Annotated in this window: 20 protein-coding genes; 10 read left to right on the top strand and 10 right to left on the bottom strand. The window is 67.1% G+C overall.

The genetic code is table 11. The features are described from left to right. Nucleotide 1 precedes the first annotated feature (1 nt). The 5 genes from VARPA_RS08085 to murJ form a co-directional block, all read right to left on the bottom strand. The gene (locus VARPA_RS08085) at nt 2–418 is read right to left on the bottom strand and encodes a YciI family protein (RefSeq protein ID WP_013540064.1); all 417 of its coding nucleotides are present in this window, start codon (nt 416–418) and stop codon (nt 2–4) included. A 26-nt stretch (nt 419–444) separates the two neighbouring features. Beyond that, entirely contained in the window at nt 445–873 is a 429-nt protein-coding gene (locus tag VARPA_RS08080) for a YciI family protein (RefSeq protein WP_013540063.1), read from the bottom strand. Between the two features lie 129 nt (nt 874–1002). Beyond that, nucleotides 1003–1443: a bleomycin resistance protein gene (locus VARPA_RS08075; protein WP_013540062.1), complete on the bottom strand. Its 441-nt coding sequence runs from the start codon at nt 1441–1443 to the stop codon at nt 1003–1005. After that, a complete protein-coding gene (locus VARPA_RS08070) occupies nt 1440–2294 on the bottom strand; it encodes a SirB1 family protein (RefSeq protein WP_013540061.1) in 855 nt (284 codons plus the stop codon). The genes VARPA_RS08075 and VARPA_RS08070 overlap by 4 nt, the downstream gene beginning before the upstream one ends. A 74-nt stretch (nt 2295–2368) precedes the next feature. Further along, the gene (murJ, locus tag VARPA_RS08065) at nt 2369–3922 is read right to left on the bottom strand and encodes a murein biosynthesis integral membrane protein MurJ (RefSeq protein WP_041942818.1); all 1554 of its coding nucleotides are present in this window, start codon (nt 3920–3922) and stop codon (nt 2369–2371) included. A gap of 118 nt (nt 3923–4040) precedes the next feature. On the opposite strand from murJ, the gene rpsT reads away from it, so the two are divergent. Further along, nucleotides 4041–4355 (top strand): 30S ribosomal protein S20, encoded by a 315-nt coding sequence (gene rpsT, locus VARPA_RS08060; RefSeq protein WP_007831346.1) that lies wholly within the window; start codon nt 4041–4043, stop codon nt 4353–4355. Between the two features lie 105 nt (nt 4356–4460). Here the strand turns inward: rpsT and VARPA_RS08055 are convergent, their stop codons facing one another. Continuing rightward, the gene (locus VARPA_RS08055) at nt 4461–4862 is read right to left on the bottom strand and encodes a DUF3579 domain-containing protein (RefSeq protein WP_013540059.1); all 402 of its coding nucleotides are present in this window, start codon (nt 4860–4862) and stop codon (nt 4461–4463) included. 160 nt (nt 4863–5022) lie between these two features. Between VARPA_RS08055 and VARPA_RS08050 the strand changes: the two genes are divergently transcribed. From VARPA_RS08050 to VARPA_RS08010, 9 genes are all read left to right on the top strand, one after another. Then, entirely contained in the window at nt 5023–6231 is a 1209-nt protein-coding gene (locus VARPA_RS08050; protein WP_013540058.1) for an aspartate aminotransferase family protein, read from the top strand. After that, on the top strand, nt 6228–7163 hold the full coding sequence (gene argF / locus VARPA_RS08045; protein WP_013540057.1) for an ornithine carbamoyltransferase: 936 nt from the start codon (nt 6228–6230) through the stop codon (nt 7161–7163). Before VARPA_RS08050 ends, argF begins: the two co-directional genes overlap by 4 nt. A gap of 29 nt (nt 7164–7192) precedes the next feature. Continuing rightward, nucleotides 7193–7501: a YkgJ family cysteine cluster protein gene (locus VARPA_RS08040; RefSeq protein WP_013540056.1), complete on the top strand. Its 309-nt coding sequence runs from the start codon at nt 7193–7195 to the stop codon at nt 7499–7501. Between the two features lie 75 nt (nt 7502–7576). Next, nucleotides 7577–8230: an arylformamidase gene (gene kynB, locus VARPA_RS08035; protein WP_013540055.1), complete on the top strand. Its 654-nt coding sequence runs from the start codon at nt 7577–7579 to the stop codon at nt 8228–8230. 11 nt (nt 8231–8241) lie between these two features. Further along, on the top strand, nt 8242–9519 hold the full coding sequence (gene kynU, locus VARPA_RS08030; protein ID WP_013540054.1) for a kynureninase: 1278 nt from the start codon (nt 8242–8244) through the stop codon (nt 9517–9519). Between the two features lie 13 nt (nt 9520–9532). Further along, nucleotides 9533–10018: a hypothetical protein gene (locus tag VARPA_RS08025; protein ID WP_013540053.1), complete on the top strand. Its 486-nt coding sequence runs from the start codon at nt 9533–9535 to the stop codon at nt 10016–10018. A gap of 16 nt (nt 10019–10034) precedes the next feature. Continuing rightward, entirely contained in the window at nt 10035–10883 is an 849-nt protein-coding gene (gene kynA / locus VARPA_RS08020) for a tryptophan 2,3-dioxygenase (protein WP_013540052.1), read from the top strand. A 221-nt stretch (nt 10884–11104) separates the two neighbouring features. Continuing rightward, nucleotides 11105–12493: a reverse transcriptase family protein gene (locus VARPA_RS08015; RefSeq protein ID WP_013540051.1), complete on the top strand. Its 1389-nt coding sequence runs from the start codon at nt 11105–11107 to the stop codon at nt 12491–12493. Between the two features lie 73 nt (nt 12494–12566). Further along, nucleotides 12567–13817, top strand: coding sequence for a hypothetical protein (locus tag VARPA_RS08010; RefSeq protein ID WP_013540050.1), 1251 nt, complete (start codon nt 12567–12569; stop codon nt 13815–13817). Between the two features lie 16 nt (nt 13818–13833). Here the strand turns inward: VARPA_RS08010 and VARPA_RS08005 are convergent, their stop codons facing one another. The 4 genes from VARPA_RS08005 to VARPA_RS07990 are packed head-to-tail and all read right to left on the bottom strand — an operon-like array spanning nt 13834 to nt 17536. Beyond that, a complete protein-coding gene (locus VARPA_RS08005; RefSeq protein WP_013540049.1) occupies nt 13834–15018 on the bottom strand; it encodes an FAD-dependent monooxygenase in 1185 nt (394 codons plus the stop codon). 5 nt (nt 15019–15023) lie between these two features. Continuing rightward, nucleotides 15024–15305, bottom strand: coding sequence for a DUF6587 family protein (locus VARPA_RS08000; protein WP_013540048.1), 282 nt, complete (start codon nt 15303–15305; stop codon nt 15024–15026). A 34-nt stretch (nt 15306–15339) separates the two neighbouring features. After that, nucleotides 15340–17235 carry a ferrous iron transporter B gene (feoB, locus tag VARPA_RS07995; protein WP_013540047.1) on the bottom strand — a complete coding sequence of 632 codons (1896 nt, stop codon included), beginning with the start codon at nt 17233–17235 and terminating at the stop codon, nt 15340–15342. After that, complete coding sequence (locus VARPA_RS07990; RefSeq protein WP_041942817.1) at nt 17228–17536, bottom strand: FeoA family protein; 309 nt, start codon at nt 17534–17536, stop codon at nt 17228–17230. The genes feoB and VARPA_RS07990 overlap by 8 nt, the downstream gene beginning before the upstream one ends. Nucleotides 17537–17585: the final 49 nt, after the last annotated feature.

Genomic DNA, 17585 nt, shown 5'->3' with positions numbered 1-17585 from the left:
GCTATTTCTTCACCGTCTGCATCGACGGGAAGCTCTCGGCCACGGCCTGTAGGTCGGGCGAATAATCCTCCAGTTCCTGGATCTGCCGCACCTCGATGACCTCGTTCTCCCCGCCCGGGCAGCGCGTGGCCCATTCGATGGCCTCGGCGCGCGAAGCGACTTCGATGACCCAGTAGCCGCCCAGCACTTCCTTGACCTCGGCGAAGGGGCCGTCGACCACCTTCGGCTTGCGCCCCGGAAAGCTCACGCGCGCGCCCATCGAGGGTGGATGCAGGCCGTCGCAGCTGATCAGCACGCCGGCTTTCTGCAGGGATTCGTTGTAGGCCATCATCGCGGCCATCGCCTCGCGGTCCTCGGGCATCGTGCCGGGGGCGGCCGTCTCGTAGCCGTGGGGAATCATCAGCATCATGAATCGCATGGTGTGTCTCCTTGGGATTCGAGTGTTCAGCCTGCAGCGCCGGTGCGCTTGGCGGATTCGGCCCGCAGGCGGTCTTCCTGCGCCAGCAGTTCGGGCGTCATCGAATCGCCGAAGTCGGTGGCTTCGAACACCTGGCGGATCTCGATCTCGCCCTCCTGGAAGGGGCTGCGCTTGATCCACTCGATGGCTTCTTCCTTCGACTTGACCTGCAGCAGCCAGAAGCCGGCCAGCAGTTCCTTGGTTTCAGCGAAGGGCCCGTCGATCACGGTGCGCTTCGAGCCTTCGCAGCGCACGCGCGCGCCCTTGGAACTGGGATGCAGGCCCTCGCCCGCCAGCAGCACGCCGGCCTTGACCAGCTCTTCGTTGAACTTGCCCATCTCGGTGAGGATTTCGGTGCTGGGCATCACGCCCGCTTCGGAATCCTTGTTCGCCTTGACCAGAATCATGAATCGCATGTCGTTTCTCCTGAAAGTTGATGAAATCGGGAGCCGCTGAAATCGCCTGCTCCTGTACTCACGTCGGACGAACGGAAGCCGGATCGACACGCTCGCATCGGTCCAGATGTAATTTTGCGTTTCAGAAATTCAGGGCAAGTAGCCGCAGAAGCGCAGCACATGTCCATCGGGTTCGCGGATCGCGAATTCGCGCAGGCCCCAGGGTTGGGAGACAGGCGGCTCGATGACCGTCACGCCGCGCTTCACATAGGCGTCGTGCAGGCCGTCGATGTCCTTGCCCACGTGGATGACGATTTCGCCGCGCCAGGGCGGAGTTCCGCGGGTGTTGCACTGCCAGAGGCGCAGGTAGACGGGATCGCCGTAGCTGCGGTCGCCCTTTTTCACCCGCGCATAGCTGGGCGGCTCGCCGGCGATGAAGTCGAGTTCGAAGCCCAGCACGTCGCGAAACCAGCGTGCGGCGCGGGACACATCCGATACGGGCAAAACCGGCTGCACGCCATGGAATTCGTGCAGGGTGCCCAGGTCGGGCGCCGTGCCGCCCACGCCGCTCACGCCGGCCTTAGCGGTCATCCGTTGGCCGTTCGTCGCAAGGCGGCCACGCGCTCGGCGATGGCGTCGATGTCCAGGGCGTCCTCCGCGTGGGTCAGGTAGACCTCCAGGTCGTGCACCGCCAGCGCGGTGTTGCCCTGCTCCGCGTGCGCGATGCCGCGGTCGCGGTACTCGCCCCAGGCGCTGGGCAAGAGCGCGATCAGGCGATCCTGCACGGCGATGGCGCGCTGCCAGTCTTCCTGCGCGCGGTGCACTTCCTTCAGGTTGCGCAGCATGCGGCCAATGATCTCGCGCGAACTGGCCGGTTGCAGGTAGAGGCCCAGCGGCACGTCGAAGTCGCCGACCAGCCCGTTGCTGCGCTTGTAGGGCTCCAGCCGCTCGCCAAGCTCTTCGCGCGAGAGCGACTTGCCGGTGAACGGATCGATCACCACCTGCCCCTTGGGCAGCGTGACCTTGAGCATGAAGTGGCCCGGAAATCCGATGCCGCGTGCCTGCAGGCCCAGGCCCTGCGCCAGTTCCATCCACAGCACCGCCAGCGAAATCGGAATGCCGCGGCGGGTGCGCAGCACGGCGTTCAGGTAGCTGTTGTCCGGGTCGTAGTAGTCGTTGACGTTGCCGCCGAAGTTCAGGTCGTTGAAGAAGAACTGGTTCAGCGCGCGCAGCCGGGCGAGCGGTGCGGCGTCGGCCGGGAGGCGGCGCTTCAGGCGGGCGAGGAGTTGGTCGACGTCGCCGAGGACCTGCTGGACATCGAGTTCGGGGTATTCGTCTTGCGCCAGGCTGGCGGCCGCCTCGAGCAGCGGGAAATGGTCATCGCTGCGGACGAGCGATTCGAAATATTCCAGAGCGGTTGGGACCTGAAATGTGAACGTCATGTGTCTTTGTAGAGGAGCATCCGGGGAGCGTCAAGGCGGGACACATGCGTATTGCACAGGTATCGCCAGGCGGCCTAACGGCGCATGAAACTGCGCAGCCGCACCCCAACGGCCGCCAGGATGGCGAAATAGATCAGCGCGGCGCCCGCGACGAGCCCGGCCAGGAGGCCGATGCGATGCAGGGGCTGCGCGCGCAGGCCGATCCAGTCGAAATAGCGTGCGCCCCACACCAGGAAAGCCGCCAGCACCAGCGTACCGGCCAAAACCTGCAGCGTGAACTTGCCCCAGCCGGGTTCGGGCTTGTAGCTGCCGCGGCGCACGAGGCCCACCAGCAGCCAGGTTGCATTGACCAGCGCGCCGATGGCGATCGTGAGCGTCAGTGCCGCATGCTGCAGCACCGGCACCAGGAAGAAATTGAGCACCTGAGTGAATACCAGCACGCCCACGGCGATCAGCATCGGTGTGCGCGTGTCCTGCTTTGCGTAGTAGCCGGGCGCGAGGATCTTGATGGCCACGATGCCGACCAGGCCCACGCCGTAGCCCATCAGCGCCAGGGTGGTGCGTTTCACGTCCTCGTCGCCGAAAGCGCCGTTGTGGAAGAGCACAGCGACCAGCGGCTGCGCGAAGAGCAAAAGCGCGATGGCACACGGGGCAGAGAGCAGCACCACGAGGCGAAGGCCCCAGTCGAGGAGCGCGGAATAGCGCGCGTCGTCCTTGGCAGCGCGGGCGCTGGACAGCTGCGGCATCAGCACCACGCCGAGCGCGACGCCGAGCATTGCTGTGGGGAACTCCATCAAGCGGTCGGCGTTGACCACCCAAGTCACGCTGCCGGTCGCGAGGTGCGAGGCGATCTGCGTGTTGATGAGCAGCGAGATCTGCGCGACGCTCACGCCGAGCAACGCGGGGAGCATCAGCTTCATCACCTTGCGGGTGGTCGGGTCGGTCCAGGCGGCGCGCAGCGCCTTGAAGCTCGCGCCGACGCGCGGCATCAGGTTGAGCGCGCGCAACGCGGGAATCTGCAGGGCCAGCTGCAGCACGCCGCCGACCAGCACGCCCACGCACTGGGCGTAGATCGGCTCGATGCCATAGCGCCGGAACAGCGGTGCGCCGACCACGATGGAAAAGATCAGCGCCAGGTTCAGCAGCACCGGCGAGGCCGCCGGCACCGCAAACTTGCGCCATGTATTGAGGATGCCGCCCGCCAGCGCCACCAGCGACATGAAGCCGATGTAGGGGAACATCCAGCGCGTCATGACGATGGCCGCGTCGAATCCCTTCAAGCCGCTGGCCATGGCCCAGACCAAGAGCGGCGCGCCGACCACGCCGGCCACGCAGACCACCAGCAGGGTCCAGGTCAGCAGCGTGGCGACGTGGTCGATCAGCTCCTTGGCGCCCTCCTCGCCGGATTCCGTCTTGCGCCCGGCCAGCACTGGCACGAAGGCCTGGCTGAAGGCGCCTTCGCCGAAGACCCGCCGGAACAGGTTGGGGATGCGAAAGGCGACGTTGAAAGCATCGGTGAGCGCGCTGACGCCGAACACCGAGGCGAAAAGCACGTCGCGCACGAGGCCCGTGATGCGCGAGGCGAGGGTCAGCAGGGAAACGGTGGAGGCGGATTTGAGCAGGGACACCGGGCGAGTGTAGGGGTGCCCAAGGGCCACCAAATCGGCCAAATTGGCTGGGGAGGGCCGGCCAGCTTATAATCGCGGGCTTTGCTGCATCATCCTCAGACACCTAAGGAACTAAATCATGGCATCCGCCAAGCCCAAGAAAAAGAACCCGCGCCTCGCCTCCGGCCGTAAGCGCGTCCGCCAGGACACCAAGCTCAACGCTGCGAACACCTCGCTGCGCTCCAAATACCGTACCGCGGTCAAGAACGTCGAAAAGGCTGTTCTGGCTGGCGACAAGACCAAGGCAAGCGAACTGTTCGCGAAGGCCCAGAGCATCGTCGACACCGTCGCCGACAAGGGCATCTTCCACAAGAACAAGGCAGCCCGCGACAAGAGCCGCCTGTCGGCCAAGGTCAAGGCCCTCGCCCTCGCGCCTGAAAAGGCCGCCGCCTGACACCTGTCAGGCAAGCCCGGATCGGAATTCTCCGGTCCGCCGTTTGATCGGGGTGCGCTGCAGCAAAGTGTAAAAAACCGCCTTCGGGCGGTTTTTTCATGGGCGTCAGGTTTTGGGCTGCTCGACGGGAATCACCGGCGCGGTGGGCTCCGACCGCACCACGGTCGCCACCGGGGTCTGCGCGGCCTTCGGCGCGGCCGGTGCGGGCGCCGCCGGACACACCTCGGAGACCTGCAGGTCGTTGTCTTTTGCGAAGTTCACGCAGAAATCCCAGGCCATGGGCTCGGCATCGCGCAGGTCGCGGTTCACGATCACGCACTTGATCCCGTTGATGCTCGTCGGCACGCACCACGGCGAATAGCTCAGATAACTGCCCGGAAAGGCGCCGCCGGGCCGGAAGGAGCTCATGACGCCCGCCAGCCGCTCGGCCCAGTCGCTGGGGCGGAAGGTCCGGCCATCACGGGTGATGCCCTGGATGAAGATTTCTTTGGCGGTGGGGGAAATCATCGTTGATTGAGGCGACCGAAACAGGTGCTGCGGTGCAGCAACGGATTCTATCCGGGGCACTTTTTGCATCCTGAAGAGCGGGCATTGCTGTAATGCGGAATCCTCAACGAAGCCGTCAAAACGCACGCCTAGAATCCGCGTTCCCTATCTGGAGAACCCAATGAGCGCTACCGCCCAACCCACCTCGCCCCACGTCATGAACACCTACGGTCGCCTGCCGATCGCACTGTCGCATGGCCAGGGCTGCCGAGTCTGGGACACCGCGGGCAAGGCCTACCTGGACGGCCTGGGCGGCATCGCCGTCAACACGCTGGGCCACAACCACCCCGAGCTGGTGCCCGCGCTGCAGGACCAGCTGACCAAGCTGATCCACAGCTCCAACTATTACCACGTGCCCGGCCAGGAGCAGCTCGCCACCAAGCTGACCGAGCTCTCGGGCCTGACCAACGCCTTCTTCTGCTGCACCGGTCTCGAAGCCAACGAAGCGGCCCTCAAGCTGGCGCGCAAGTACGGCCACGACAAGGGCATCGAGCGTCCCGAAATCGTCGTCTACGAAGCCGCCTTCCACGGCCGCAGCATCGCCACCCTGTCGGCCACCGGCAACCCCAAGGTGCAGGCCGGCTTCGGCCCGCTGGTCGAGGGCTTCATCCGCGTGCCGCTGAACGACATCGAGGCGCTCAAGAAGGCCACCGAAGGCAACCCCAACGTGGTGGCCGTGTTCTTCGAGACCATCCAGGGCGAAGGCGGCATCAACCCGATGCGCGTGGACTACCTGAAGCAAGTGCGCCAACTCTGCGACGAGCGCGACTGGCTCATGATGATCGATGAAGTGCAGTGCGGCATGGGCCGCACCGGCAAGTGGTTCGCGCACCAGTGGGCGGGCATCAAGCCCGACGTGATGCCTCTGGCCAAGGGCCTGGGCTCGGGAGTGCCGATCGGCGCCGTGGTGGCCGGCCCGAAGGCCGCCAACATCTTCGGACCGGGCAACCACGGCACCACCTTCGGCGGCAACCCGCTCGCGATGCGTGCCGGCGTGGAAACCATCCGCATCATGGAAGAGCACAAGCTGCTCGAGAACGCCGCCACCGTCGGCGCGCACCTGAAAGCAGCACTGGAACGCGAAATCGGCGGCCTGCCCGGCGTGAAGGAAATCCGCGGCCAGGGCCTGATGCTCGGCATCGAACTCGACCGTCCCTGCGGCGTGATCCTGAACCGCGCCTGCGACGCCGGCCTGCTGCTGAGCGTGACCGCCGACAAGGTGATCCGCCTCGTGCCGCCGCTCATCCTGAGCATTGCCGAGGCCGACGAAATCGTCGCGATCCTCGCGCCGATCGTCAAAAACTTCCTGTCGGAGCCTGCCGCGCAATGACGACCGCCACGACACAGCCCACCATCCGCCACTACCTGCAGTTCGCCGACCTCACGGCCGACGAGTACGTCTACCTCTTCGATCGCATGGCGATCATCAAGAAGAAGTTCAAGACGTATGAAAAGCACCAGCCGCTGGTCGACCGCACGCTGGCCATGATCTTCGAGAAGGCCAGCACGCGCACCCGCGTGAGCTTCGAGGCCGGCATGTACCAGCTGGGCGGCAGCGTGGTGCACCTGACCACCGGCGACAGCCAGCTGGGCCGCGCCGAGCCCATCGAGGACAGCGCCAAGGTCATCAGCCGCATGGTCGACCTCGTGATGATCCGCACCTATGAGCAGACCAAGATCGATGCCTTCGCCGCGCACTCGCGCGTGCCGGTCATCAACGGCCTCACGAACGAGTTCCACCCCTGCCAGATCCTGGCGGACATCTTCACGTACATCGAGCACCGCGGATCGATCCAGGGCAAGACCGTGGCCTGGGTGGGCGACGGCAACAACATGGCCAACACCTGGCTGCAGGCGGCCGAGATCCTGGGCTTCACGGTGCACGTGAGCACGCCCAGCGGCTACGAGGTGGACCAGTCGATCGCCGGCATCCGCTCGGGCGACAGCTACAAGGTCTTCAAGGACCCGATGGAAGCCTGCCGCGGCGCCGACCTCGTCACCACCGACGTCTGGACCAGCATGGGCTACGAGGCCGAGAACGAGGCGCGCCGCAAGGCCTTCGCCGATTGGTGCGTCGACGAGGACATGATGCGCATCGCCCAGCCCGGCGCCCTCTTCATGCACTGCCTGCCCGCGCACCGTGGGGAGGAAGTGCAGGCCGAGGTCATCGACGGCCCGCAGTCAGTCGTGTGGGACGAGGCCGAGAACCGCCTCCACGCACAAAAGGCTTTGATGGAGTTCCTGCTGCTCGGCAGGCTCTGACGAGCACCTGAGAAAGAAGGCGCGGCCGCGTGTCTCCTTGCCAGCAATGCGGCGCCTGCTGCGCCAGCTACCGCGTCGATTTCAGCGTGCATGAGCTCGACGAGAACGGTGGCCGCGTGCCGTCCGGCCTTGCAGTCGAGGTGAACGACGCGCTCTGCCGAATGCGCGGCACCGACCACACGCCGATGCGCTGCGCGGCGCTCACCGGAAAGATCGGCCAGACCGTCGCCTGCGGCATCTACGAATGGCGCCCCAACCCGTGCCACGAGTTGCAGTCCGGCAGCGACGCCTGCGAACGGGCGCGCGCCCGGCACGGCCTCCCCGCGCTGGACGCCTGAGTCACAGCATCTGGTCACGAGGTGTGTTGGAAATAACCGACACCACGACCCCTCGCCCGGCGCTAACTTCGCGCCATGCGTTCTCTGCAACCCCAACCCCGCGTCTGGGACATCTCCCCTCCGGTGCATGAAGGCGCGCCGGTGTTCCCCGGCGACACGCCCTACCAGCAGCGCTGGGCCGCGACCATTTCACCGGAGTGCCCGGTCAACGTCAGCGAGATCAAGCTCTCGCCCCACATCGGCGCGCATGCCGATGCGCCTCTGCACTACGACCCCGAGGGCCAGACCATCGGCCACGTCGACCTCGCGCCCTTCCTCGGCCCGTGCCGGGTGATCCATGCGATCGCCAAGGGGCCGCTGATCGAGTGGGAGCACATCGCGCATGCGGTCACGAGCGACCTGCCGCCCCGCGTGCTGGTGCGCACCTACGCCACCATGCCGGTTGGCCACTGGGACCCGCAACTGGCGGCCTATGCGCCCGCCACCGTCGAGCGCCTCGCGGCGATGGGCGTGAAGCTCATCGGCATCGACACCGCCAGCATCGACCCGGCCGACAGCAAGACGCTGGAGAGCCACCAACGCATTCGCCGCCTGGACCTGCGCGTGCTCGAAAACCTCGTGCTCGACGCCGTGCCCGAGGGCGACTACGAACTCATCGCGCTGCCGCTCAAGCTGGTGAGCGCCGATGCTTCTCCCGTTCGCGCCGTGCTGCGCGATCTTCCCCGCTGAAACCTTTCACCATGACGACCCTTGCAGACTGCCGCGCGCTCGACGCGCAAGACCCGCTGCGCGCCCTGCGCGACCAATTCATCCTTCCCGAGGGCGTGCTGTACCTCGACGGCAACTCGCTCGGCGTGCTGCCCAAGTCCGCGCCAGCCCGCATCGCCGAAGTCGTGACCAAGGAATGGGGCGAAGGCCTCATCCGCTCGTGGAACACCGCCAGTTGGTTCGACCTGCCGCAGCGCCTGGGCGACAAGGTGGCCCGACTCATCGGCGCAGCGCCCGGCGAAGTGGTGTGCACCGACAGCACCTCGGTCAATCTCTACAAGGTGCTGTTCGCCGCGCTCTCGCAGCAGAAGGAAAGCGGCCGCAGGCTGGTGGTGAGCGAGCGCAGCAACTTCCCGACCGACCTCTACATCGCCGAGTCGCTGTGCCGCGAGCGCGGCTTCACGCTCAAGCTGATCGACGCGAGCGAACTACCTGCGGTGCTGACAGACGAAGTGGCCGTGTTGATGCTCACGCACGTTAACTACCGCACCGGCGAAATGCACGATATGAAGGCCATCACGGCCGCCGCGCACGCAGCCGGCGCGCTCACGGTGTGGGACCTCGCGCACAGCGCGGGCGCCGTGCCGGTCGCACTCAACGACAGCAACGCCGACTACGCGATCGGCTGCGGCTACAAGTACCTGAACGGCGGCCCCGGCGCACCGGCTTTCGCCTGGGTCAATACGAAGCACGCGGGCCAGTTCGAGCAGCCGCTGTCGGGTTGGTGGGGGCATGCGGCGCCATTCGAATTCACGCCGCACTACCGTCCCGCGCCGGGCGTCGGCCGCTATCTCTGCGGCACGCAACCCATCATTGCGCTGGCGGGTCTGGAATGCGGCCTGGACACCGTGCTTGCCGCCGAAGCCTTCAACAAGGACCAGGGCGCGATGGCTGCGCTGCGCACCAAGTCGCTCGCGCTCACCGACCTCTTCATCGCGCTGGTCGAGGAGCGCTGCGCCGGACAAGGTCTCTCGCTCATCACCCCGCGCGACCACGCACAGCGCGGCTCGCAGGTCTGCCTCAGCCGCGAAGAAGGCGCCTACGCCATCGTGCAGGCGCTGATCGCGCGCGGCGTCATCGGCGACTACCGCGCCGGCGATTCGCAGATGCCCGACATCCTGCGCTTCGGCTTCACGCCGCTGTACATCGGCTTCGAGGACGTGTGGAACTCGGTCGAACACCTCGTGCAGGTGCTCGAATCCGGCGAGTGGAAGCGCGAAGAATTCAACCGCAAGAACGCAGTGACCTGAGCAACGCCTTTCCATGAAACATCGATTGATCGCGTTCTTCGCGTCGCTCCTGATGCTGGCTGCCCCGGCCTTCGCGCAGCAGCCGAACTTCACCCTGCCCCAGCTCAAGGCCTTCGTCGCCATGTCTCCCGACGCCTTCCGGCAGGAGATCAAGCGCCAGGGGTTCTCTTACCGGGACAAGACCACGACCGAGTGGGTCAGCATGATCGAGTACGACAAGTTCGCGGGCGACCACACCACCAACGTCATGAAGTCCACCTATGTGGAAAACCGCGCCGGCGAAAACAGCATCCAGTTCTCGACGACCGACAAGGCTGTCTTCGACGTGCTCGTGAAGGAAGCTCGCGCCGCGGGCTACGCACCGGCCGACAAGGGCCGCATCCCGGGCGGCGAGACCTACCAGGAGTTCAAGCGCAAGAACGAGGTCGTGCGCTTCGTCTATCCGAAGAAAGAATCCGGCATGGGCCTGTCTTCCTACACCGCCGTGGTCTGGCGATGACCGGCCGGCACACATCATGAGCACAGACAAATCCCCCGAGAACATCGTCCACGAAGAGAAGGCGCAGCTGGACTTCAGCAAGTCGATGAGCTACGGCGACTACCTGCACCTGGACGAGATCCTCAACGCCCAGCATCCGCTTTCGCCCGCGCACGACGAAATGCTGTTCATCGTGCAGCACCAGACCAGCGAGCTCTGGATGAAGCTGATGCTGCACGAACTGCGCGCCGCCACCACCTGCATCGCCGACGAGAAGCTGGCCGACGCCTTCAAGATGCTCGCGCGCGTGAGCCGCATCATGGAGCAGCTCGTGAGCGCATGGACCGTGCTCTCGACCATGACGCCGCCCGAGTACACGGCGATGCGCCCCTACCTCGCGAACTCCAGCGGCTTCCAGAGCGCGCAGTACCGCTGCATCGAGTTCGCGCTCGGCAACAAGAACGCCGCGATGCTCAAGCCGCACGCGCACCGCGCCGATCTGCTCGCGCAGGTCGAAGCGGCCTACCGCTCGCCGTCGCTCTACGACGAGTCCCTGCGCCTTCTCGCGCGCCACGGCCTGCCGGTGCCAGCCGACCGGCTGGAGCGCGACTGGACGCAGCCTTACGAATCGAGCGACGGCGTCGAGGCGGCATGGCTCGTGGTCTACCGCAACCCGCACGACCACTGGGACCTGTACCAGCTCGGCGAAAAACTCACCGACCTCGAAGACGCCTTCCGCCTCTGGCGCTTTCGCCATGTGACGACGGTCGAACGCGTGATCGGCTTCAAGCGCGGCACCGGCGGCACGGGCGGCGTGAGCTACCTGCGCAAGATGCTCGACGTGGTGCTGTTCCCCGAGATCTGGAAGCTGCGCACCGACCTCTGAGCGTCGCAGGCCGCGTGCAACAATCGCCGCGGCACCGGACCTTCAAGACTCGACAAGGCAAGCGATTCGTCGCTTTCCTTGTGCTGCGGGGCACCCCCGCGGTGGATGGATGGGTACACATTTCGGCGCGTGAGCGGGACTGCGCTGTCGCGCAGCGCAGCTGGCGCATCACCGGCTGGTTGAAGGGCCGGTTGCCACCTTCGTTCCACTTCACCGCCTTCATGACGACGCGCGAACCGAGCTACAGGGAATGGATTGCACGCGGCCTCGCGCATGCCCTGCTGGCCGACGCGAGGCAGCCCGGCGGCACCACGCCGGATGCGTTGCGTGCGCGGGCCGAGGCGGCACTTGGCGTCAACCTGCCGTGGCTGAAACTGCTGGCCGAAGAACTCGGCAAGCGATCGCTCGCGACTTGGGAGCGCACCGATCTTCCCGGACTGACGCAGGCGATCCTCGAGACGCCAGCGCTGGAACTCGCCTTCGAACAGGACGAGCCGCCCCGCATCCGCAGGCTCATCCTGCGTCCCGCCGACATGCTCCCGCGCCCGATGGGCCTCGATCACTTCGCCTTGCCTCGGCTGCCCACGCTGGCCGATCTTGCGCAATGGCTCGAACTCGAACCCGACCGCCTCGCATGGCTCACCGCCGCATCGCAGGCCTTCCGTACACCCGACGCATCGAGCCCTCGCCTCGCATCGCACTACCGCTACCAGTTGCAGCCCAAGCGCCTCGGCGGTCTGCGGTTGCTCGAGATTCCCAAGGCCGACCTCAAACGTGCGCAGCGTCGCATCCTCGACGACCTGCTGCAGCGGGTGCCCGTGCATGAGGCCGCCCACGGCTTCGTGCAGGAACGCTCGGTCGCGAGCCATGCGGCCGCGCACGTTGGCAAGGAGGTGGTGATCGGCTTCGACCTGCGCGACTTCTTTCCCAGCATTCGCGCCTCGCGTGTGCATGCGCTGTGGCGCACGCTGGGCTATCCCGAGGGCGTGGCGCGCGCTCTCACCGCGCTGTGCACGCACCGCACGTCGGCAGCGGTGATCGAGCGCCTTCGCGACGACGGCGGGCTCGACTGGATGGGCGCCAAGCGCCTGGCCGAGCCGCATCTGCCGCAGGGGTCGCCCTGCTCGCCCGCGCTCGCGAACCTGTGCGCCTTTCGCCTCGACCTGCGGCTCGAAGGGCTGGCGTGGATCTTCGGCGCGACCTACACGCGCTATGCGGACGACCTCGTGTTCTCGGGGCCCGCGTCGCTGCGCGGACGGTTCAGCGCGCTGCGTGCCTGGGTCGATGGCATCTCGGCCGACGAGGGTTTCGCGCTTCATCCGCGCAAGGTGCGTTGCATGCCGCGGCATCACCAACAGCGCGTGACAGGCGTGGTCGTGAACGAGAAAGCGAATACGCCGCGCGCCGACTTCGACCGTTTGAAAGCAGTGCTGCATCAGTGCGTGCTGCACGGCCCCGCGAGCCAGAACCGCGCGAAGGTCGCCGATTTCCGCGGCCACCTCCTGGGCCACATCGCGTGGATCGGCCAGTTCAATCCGGCGCGCAAGGCGAGGCTGATGCGCCTCTTCGAACGCATCGAATGGCCAGTCGTTTCGCAATCAACAGGCTGAACGCTCGCATGTACCGGTTGCCACACCCGCGCAAAGCGCTACATTTTTGGCAACAACGACGGAGGCCACTGCCATGCACAACATCCGGTTCTCACCCGACGAGATCTCCACCTTGCGGGCACACGGCGTCGTGATGTTCGCGGACCGCGTGATCTTCGATGCGCAGCCGCCGATGCCGGCACAGCAGATCGCCGCCGTGCAGGCCCTCTGCGCAGGACCGATTCCCGAGGCACTGGTCGCGTTGTGGCAAGAGACGGCGGGCGGGCGCCTCGACTACGACCTTGCGCTGCCGATGAACGGCAACATCGAGAGCGTGAGCTGGTCGGAACTCTTCTGGGACGGCAGCGACGGCTACCACGACCTGCAGGGCTGGATCGAGCACGAGCAGGCGCTGGCCAAAGACGCCGCTGCCGAGAACGGCGCGCCCTGGAACGGCAAGCTCACGCACCTGCCGTTCGGCGGCTTCGAGTACCTCGACCGCATCTACGCCGTGGTCGAGCCCGGCGAGGCGTACGGCCGGGTCATCGCATGGAAGCAGGGCCTGCCGCCGGCCTGGACGCACGCCTTGCACGAAGACACGTTGAGCACCATCGCACCGGACCTGCAAGGCGCCTTCGCCGCATTGCACCTCGACGAAGACCCGCTGGCCCCCACGAGCGATTACTTCTCGGGCCAGACCCTGCTGCAGTACCTGGACGACCGCCATCAGGACCACGGGCTGGACCTCGACCTGATGGACAAGCTGGTCACCTTCTACTGCCGCGCCGTGGTCGACTGGCGCACGCCGCTCGCGGACGGCACGCTGCGCCGTCACTCAGCGCTCGCACGCGCGGCGCTGCACCACGCGATCGCGACCGACGATGCGCCGCTGGTGGTCGATCTGGCGGCTTCGGGCGTGAGCTTCGACGGGCCGCAGCAAGGCAGCGCCCTCGCGACTGACGTGGCGTTGAGCCAGAGTGCCTTCGCAGCGGCCGCGGCCTTGGTGCGTGCGGGCGCGCCGGTGGCGGCCGACGCCTTGCGCAACGTCGATGGCCAGATCGCGCCCGAACTCACGAGCGCGCTGCTGGCCAATGGCGCCGAGCCGAGCGTGGCGGCTATCGTCAAGTGCGTGGCATGCGGTGCGCCCGCGAGCGCGCACCTGATCGCCGATGCCTGCACCGAAGCCGGCATCGACGTGCCGCCGGCCTTTGTCGCGGAACGCGATGCGATGCTGACGGAACTGGAAACGACATTGGTGAAAGTGCGCGATGGCTCGCTGGGGCACTACCTCGGGCCGGAAGGACTGGCGGAACGCATCGAACACCTGCAGACCTTCAGGCTCTGAAGGCCCGGGGGTTCATTCAACCGCCGTACAGCCAGGGCTGGTCGAGCAAGCGCGCGCCGAGCGTGCGCATCGCGAGGTCGCGCCCCAGGCGCATCGCGCCCGTTGCATGAAAGACCTCGCCGTTGCGCCGCGCGCGGGCCTGCACCTGCGCATTGCGCTGCCAGCGCGCCTCGGCGTAGCGCGCGAAGGCTGCGGGCACCTCGGCCGCGCTGCCATCGCCCAATGCTTCGGCCAGCGCGACCGCATCCTCGATCGCCATGCCAGCGCCCTGTGCGAGGTACGGCACCATCGGATGCGCCGCATCGCCCACTAGCGCGACGCGCTCGTGCGCCATGTCGGCGGCGGAGGTCAACGGCGCGCGGTCGCTGAGCGACCAGGCGCGCCAGCCGGGCATCGCTTCGAGCAACGCCTGCAGGCCGCCGCCGCTGCGGCCCGTGGCCTGCTGCAGGGCCGCGATGCTGCTGGACTGGTCCCAGTCGCGTGCATCGCCGGCCGGTGCGGATTCGGCGATGACCACCACGTTGAGCCAGTCGCCACCGCGCACCGGGTACGCCACGGCGTGGAGATGCGGGCCCAGCCACACATCGATCTGCTGGCGCCGCAATGCCGCGGGCAAGTCGGACTGCAAGGCCAGCGCGCGCCATGCGGTGTGGCCGGTGACGCGAGGTGGCTCCGCAGCCGCGGGCGTATCGAGTTGACGCCGCACCATGCTCCAGAGACCATCGGCGCCCACAAGCGCCTCGCCCTCCCAGGCGCGGGCATCGGCGCTCGAGACGCACACGAGGTCGTCGCTGGTCTCGACCTGCTTGATCTGCGCGGCCGTCACCAGCGTGCCGGTGCCGCGCGTGCGCACCGCTTCGAGCAGCAGTGCATGCAGGTCGGCACGGTGTGCGCAGAAGTAGGGAGCGCCGTAGCGCTGCTGCATCGCATCGCCCAGCGGCAGGCGGGCCAGCACGGCATCGCTGCCGGCGCTGCGGACCACCAGTGCATCGGGGCGCGCCGCGATCTTCGCGAGGCCGGTGGCCAGGTCCAGTTGTTGAAGGCGCCGCGTGACGTTGGGTCCGAGCTGCACGCCGGCCCCGATCTCGCCGAAGACCGCCGCCTGCTCGAAGACATCGGCGCGGTGCCGGCCCCGCGAAAGCGCCAGCGCCGTGGTCAGCCCCCCGATGCCGCCCCCGGCGACGAGGATGTGCGTGGGCATCGATCTCAGCGGCTGTTCGAGAGGGCCGTGTCGGCTTCCGTGGCCTTGGTGTTGCCGGGTTTCCTGGGCGCGCAGCTGCCGCAGGTGTCGCACGAGCCGCAACCCGAGGTCTTGGCGAGCGAGGCGGCCAGCTGGTTGGCACGCTCCTGGTCGACCAGACCGGCGCGCTGCGTGCCGGCCGCGAGCTTGTGGGCCGCGCTGCGCCGCCAGCCTGCGGGCATCCAGCGCCAGACCGCGTAGAACGCAGCCGCTGCGACGATCAATCCGACGATCAGTTGTTGCGTCATTTCTTCTTCAAACCTTTCAGCGTCAGGAGCGGTTTTAACCCGCGCCCAGTGCCACTGCAACGTGGTAGGTGATGAAGCACGCCGCGTAGGCGAGCGCGAACAGATAGCCCGCCATGATCCACACGTACTTCCACGAGGCCGTCTCGCGCTTCACGGCGGCCAGCGTCGAGATGCATTGCGGCGCGAACACGTACCAGACCAGCAGCGACAGCGCCGTCGCCAGCGACCAGCTGCCGGCGATCAGCGGTTCGAGCGCGCCCGCCACGTCGTCGCCGGTGGCCGAGAGCGCGTACACCGTGCCCAGCGCGCCCACCGCCACTTCGCGCGCCGCCATGCCCGGCACCAGCGCGATCGAGATCTGCCAGTTGAAGCCGATGGGCGCAAAGATGTATTCGAGCCCGCGGCCGATCATGCCGGCCAGGCTGTACTGGATGGCCGGTCCGGTCGCGCCTTCGGGTGGCGACGGGAAGGTCGACAGGAACCACAGCAGGATCGTGAGCGTGAGGATGATCGTGCCCACGCGCTGGATGAAGATCCACGCCCGCTCGTAGAGGCCGAGCGCCAAGTTGCGCAGGTTCGGCCAGCGGTAGGCCGGCAGTTCCATCAGCAGCGGCGAATGCTGCGTGTTGTCGCGAAAGCGCTTCATCACCCAGGCCACGGCCATCGCCGAGACGATGCCGAACACATACAGAGCGAAGAGCACCACGCCCTGCAGGTTGAAGACACCGCCCACGGTGCGCGCCGGAATGAACGCCGCGATCAGCAGCGCATACACCGGCAGCCGCGCCGAACAGGTCATGAGCGGCGCGATCATGATCGTCGTGATGCGGTCGCGCCAGTTGCTGATGGTGCGGGTCGCCATCACGCCCGGAATGGCGCAGGCGAAGCTGGAGAGCAGCGGAATGAACGAGCGGCCCGACAGACCCACGGTGCCCATCACGCGGTCGAGCAGGAAGGCCGCGCGCGGCAGGTAGCCCGAGTCTTCGAGCGCGAGGATGAAAAGGAACAGGATCAGGATCTGTGGCAGGAACACGATCACGCCGCCCACGCCCGCGATCACGCCATCGACCAGCAGGCTCTGCAGCATGCCTTCGGGAATGGCTGTTTTAAGCAGGTTGCCGAGCGCCTCGGTGCCGGCCTTGATGGCGTCCATCGGCACGTTGGCCCAGCTGAACACGGCCTGGAACATCAGGAACATCGTGACGGCCAGCACCACCATGCCCCAGACCGGGTGCATCACCACCCGGTCGATGCGGTCGCTGGTGGCGAGGCTGCCGACCGGCTCCTTCACCGCGAGGCCGAGGATGCGGCGCACCTCGCGCTGCGTGGCGAGCACGTCGTCCAGACCGGGCGCCTGCCAGGGCTGCGGTGCGGCGGCGGCGACCGGTGCGTCGAGCGCTTCGAGCAAATTCTTCGCGCCGCCGGTGTGAACACCGACAGTTTCGATCACCGGCACGCCGAGTTCGCGCGAGAGCACGGCGGTGTCTACCGCGATGCCCTGCTTCTTGGCCATGTCGGTCATGTTGAGCGCGACCACCATCGGCAGGCCGAGCTTTTTCGCCTCGAGCACGAGGCGCAGGTTCAGGCGCAGGTTGGTGGCGTCGGTCACGCACACCAGCAGGTCGGGCAGCGCTTCGTTGCTCTTGCCTGTGACGATGTCGCGGGTGACGGCTTCGTCGGCGCTGAGGGCGTTCAGGCTGTAGGCGCCCGGCAGGTCGAGCACGAAGACGCGGCGGCCCGAGGGCGTGCGCAGCGTTCCTTCCTTGCGCTCGACGGTCACGCCGGCGTAGTTGGCGACCTTCTGGCGGCTGCCGGTCAAGAGGTTGAAGAGCGCGGTCTTGCCGCAGTTGGGATTGCCGAGCAGCGCGATGCGCCCCGGCTGGGCGGTGGGGGCGAAGCCGCCGGGTCCCTGGATGACGGCTTCAGCCATGGTTGGCGGCTCCCGGCGTGACGTGGATGAGCGCGGCCTCGTGGCGGCGCAGCGCGAAGGTGGTGTGGCCCAGGCGCACCGCCAGCGGCTCCCGGCCCGGAATGCCGCTCGCGACGATGCGGACGGCCTCGCCCGGCACGAAGCCGATTTCGGTCAGGCGCAGCACGAGCTCGCGGTCGTCCACGCCCTCGGGGCGCGCCACGTCGAGCACGGTGGCCCACTGGTTGTTCGGAAGCTGGTCGAGGCGCAGGGCGACGGCCATGGTGTTGGCCGGCGCGGTGCCGAAATCGTTTGTTCGCACGGTGGGGCGGCGCCCTGGAGACCGGGCGCACCTGTAAGCAAAACCTAGA

It is taken from the genome of Variovorax paradoxus EPS, from assembly GCF_000184745.1.
GTDB lineage: Bacteria > Pseudomonadota > Gammaproteobacteria > Burkholderiales > Burkholderiaceae_C > Variovorax > Variovorax paradoxus_C.
Note: the sequence above shows the minus strand (reverse complement) of the source record. Positions and strands in the feature narration are given on the sequence as shown.

What these genes read in the sequence shown, in the direction of transcription:
- kynU (WP_013540054.1), top strand. Translation starts at nt 8,242, where the DNA reads ATGACGACCCTTGCAGACTGCCGCGCGCTCGACGCGCAAGACCCGCTG.
- kynA (WP_013540052.1), top strand. Translation starts at nt 10,035, where the DNA reads ATGAGCACAGACAAATCCCCCGAGAACATCGTCCACGAAGAGAAGGCG.
- VARPA_RS08085 (WP_013540064.1), bottom strand. Translation starts at nt 418, where the DNA reads ATGCGATTCATGATGCTGATGATTCCCCACGGCTACGAGACGGCCGCC.
- VARPA_RS08075 (WP_013540062.1), bottom strand. Translation starts at nt 1,443, where the DNA reads ATGACCGCTAAGGCCGGCGTGAGCGGCGTGGGCGGCACGGCGCCCGAC.
- argF (WP_013540057.1), top strand. Translation starts at nt 6,228, where the DNA reads ATGACGACCGCCACGACACAGCCCACCATCCGCCACTACCTGCAGTTC.
- VARPA_RS08010 (WP_013540050.1), top strand. Translation starts at nt 12,567, where the DNA reads ATGCACAACATCCGGTTCTCACCCGACGAGATCTCCACCTTGCGGGCA.
- VARPA_RS08005 (WP_013540049.1), bottom strand. Translation starts at nt 15,018, where the DNA reads ATGCCCACGCACATCCTCGTCGCCGGGGGCGGCATCGGGGGGCTGACC.
- VARPA_RS08025 (WP_013540053.1), top strand. Translation starts at nt 9,533, where the DNA reads ATGAAACATCGATTGATCGCGTTCTTCGCGTCGCTCCTGATGCTGGCT.
- rpsT (WP_007831346.1), top strand. Translation starts at nt 4,041, where the DNA reads ATGGCATCCGCCAAGCCCAAGAAAAAGAACCCGCGCCTCGCCTCCGGC.
- kynB (WP_013540055.1), top strand. Translation starts at nt 7,577, where the DNA reads ATGCGTTCTCTGCAACCCCAACCCCGCGTCTGGGACATCTCCCCTCCG.
- VARPA_RS08000 (WP_013540048.1), bottom strand. Translation starts at nt 15,305, where the DNA reads ATGACGCAACAACTGATCGTCGGATTGATCGTCGCAGCGGCTGCGTTC.
- feoB (WP_013540047.1), bottom strand. Translation starts at nt 17,235, where the DNA reads ATGGCTGAAGCCGTCATCCAGGGACCCGGCGGCTTCGCCCCCACCGCC.
- VARPA_RS08050 (WP_013540058.1), top strand. Translation starts at nt 5,023, where the DNA reads ATGAGCGCTACCGCCCAACCCACCTCGCCCCACGTCATGAACACCTAC.
- VARPA_RS08080 (WP_013540063.1), bottom strand. Translation starts at nt 873, where the DNA reads ATGCGATTCATGATTCTGGTCAAGGCGAACAAGGATTCCGAAGCGGGC.
- VARPA_RS08055 (WP_013540059.1), bottom strand. Translation starts at nt 4,862, where the DNA reads ATGATTTCCCCCACCGCCAAAGAAATCTTCATCCAGGGCATCACCCGT.
- VARPA_RS08070 (WP_013540061.1), bottom strand. Translation starts at nt 2,294, where the DNA reads ATGACGTTCACATTTCAGGTCCCAACCGCTCTGGAATATTTCGAATCG.
- VARPA_RS08015 (WP_013540051.1), top strand. Translation starts at nt 11,105, where the DNA reads ATGACGACGCGCGAACCGAGCTACAGGGAATGGATTGCACGCGGCCTC.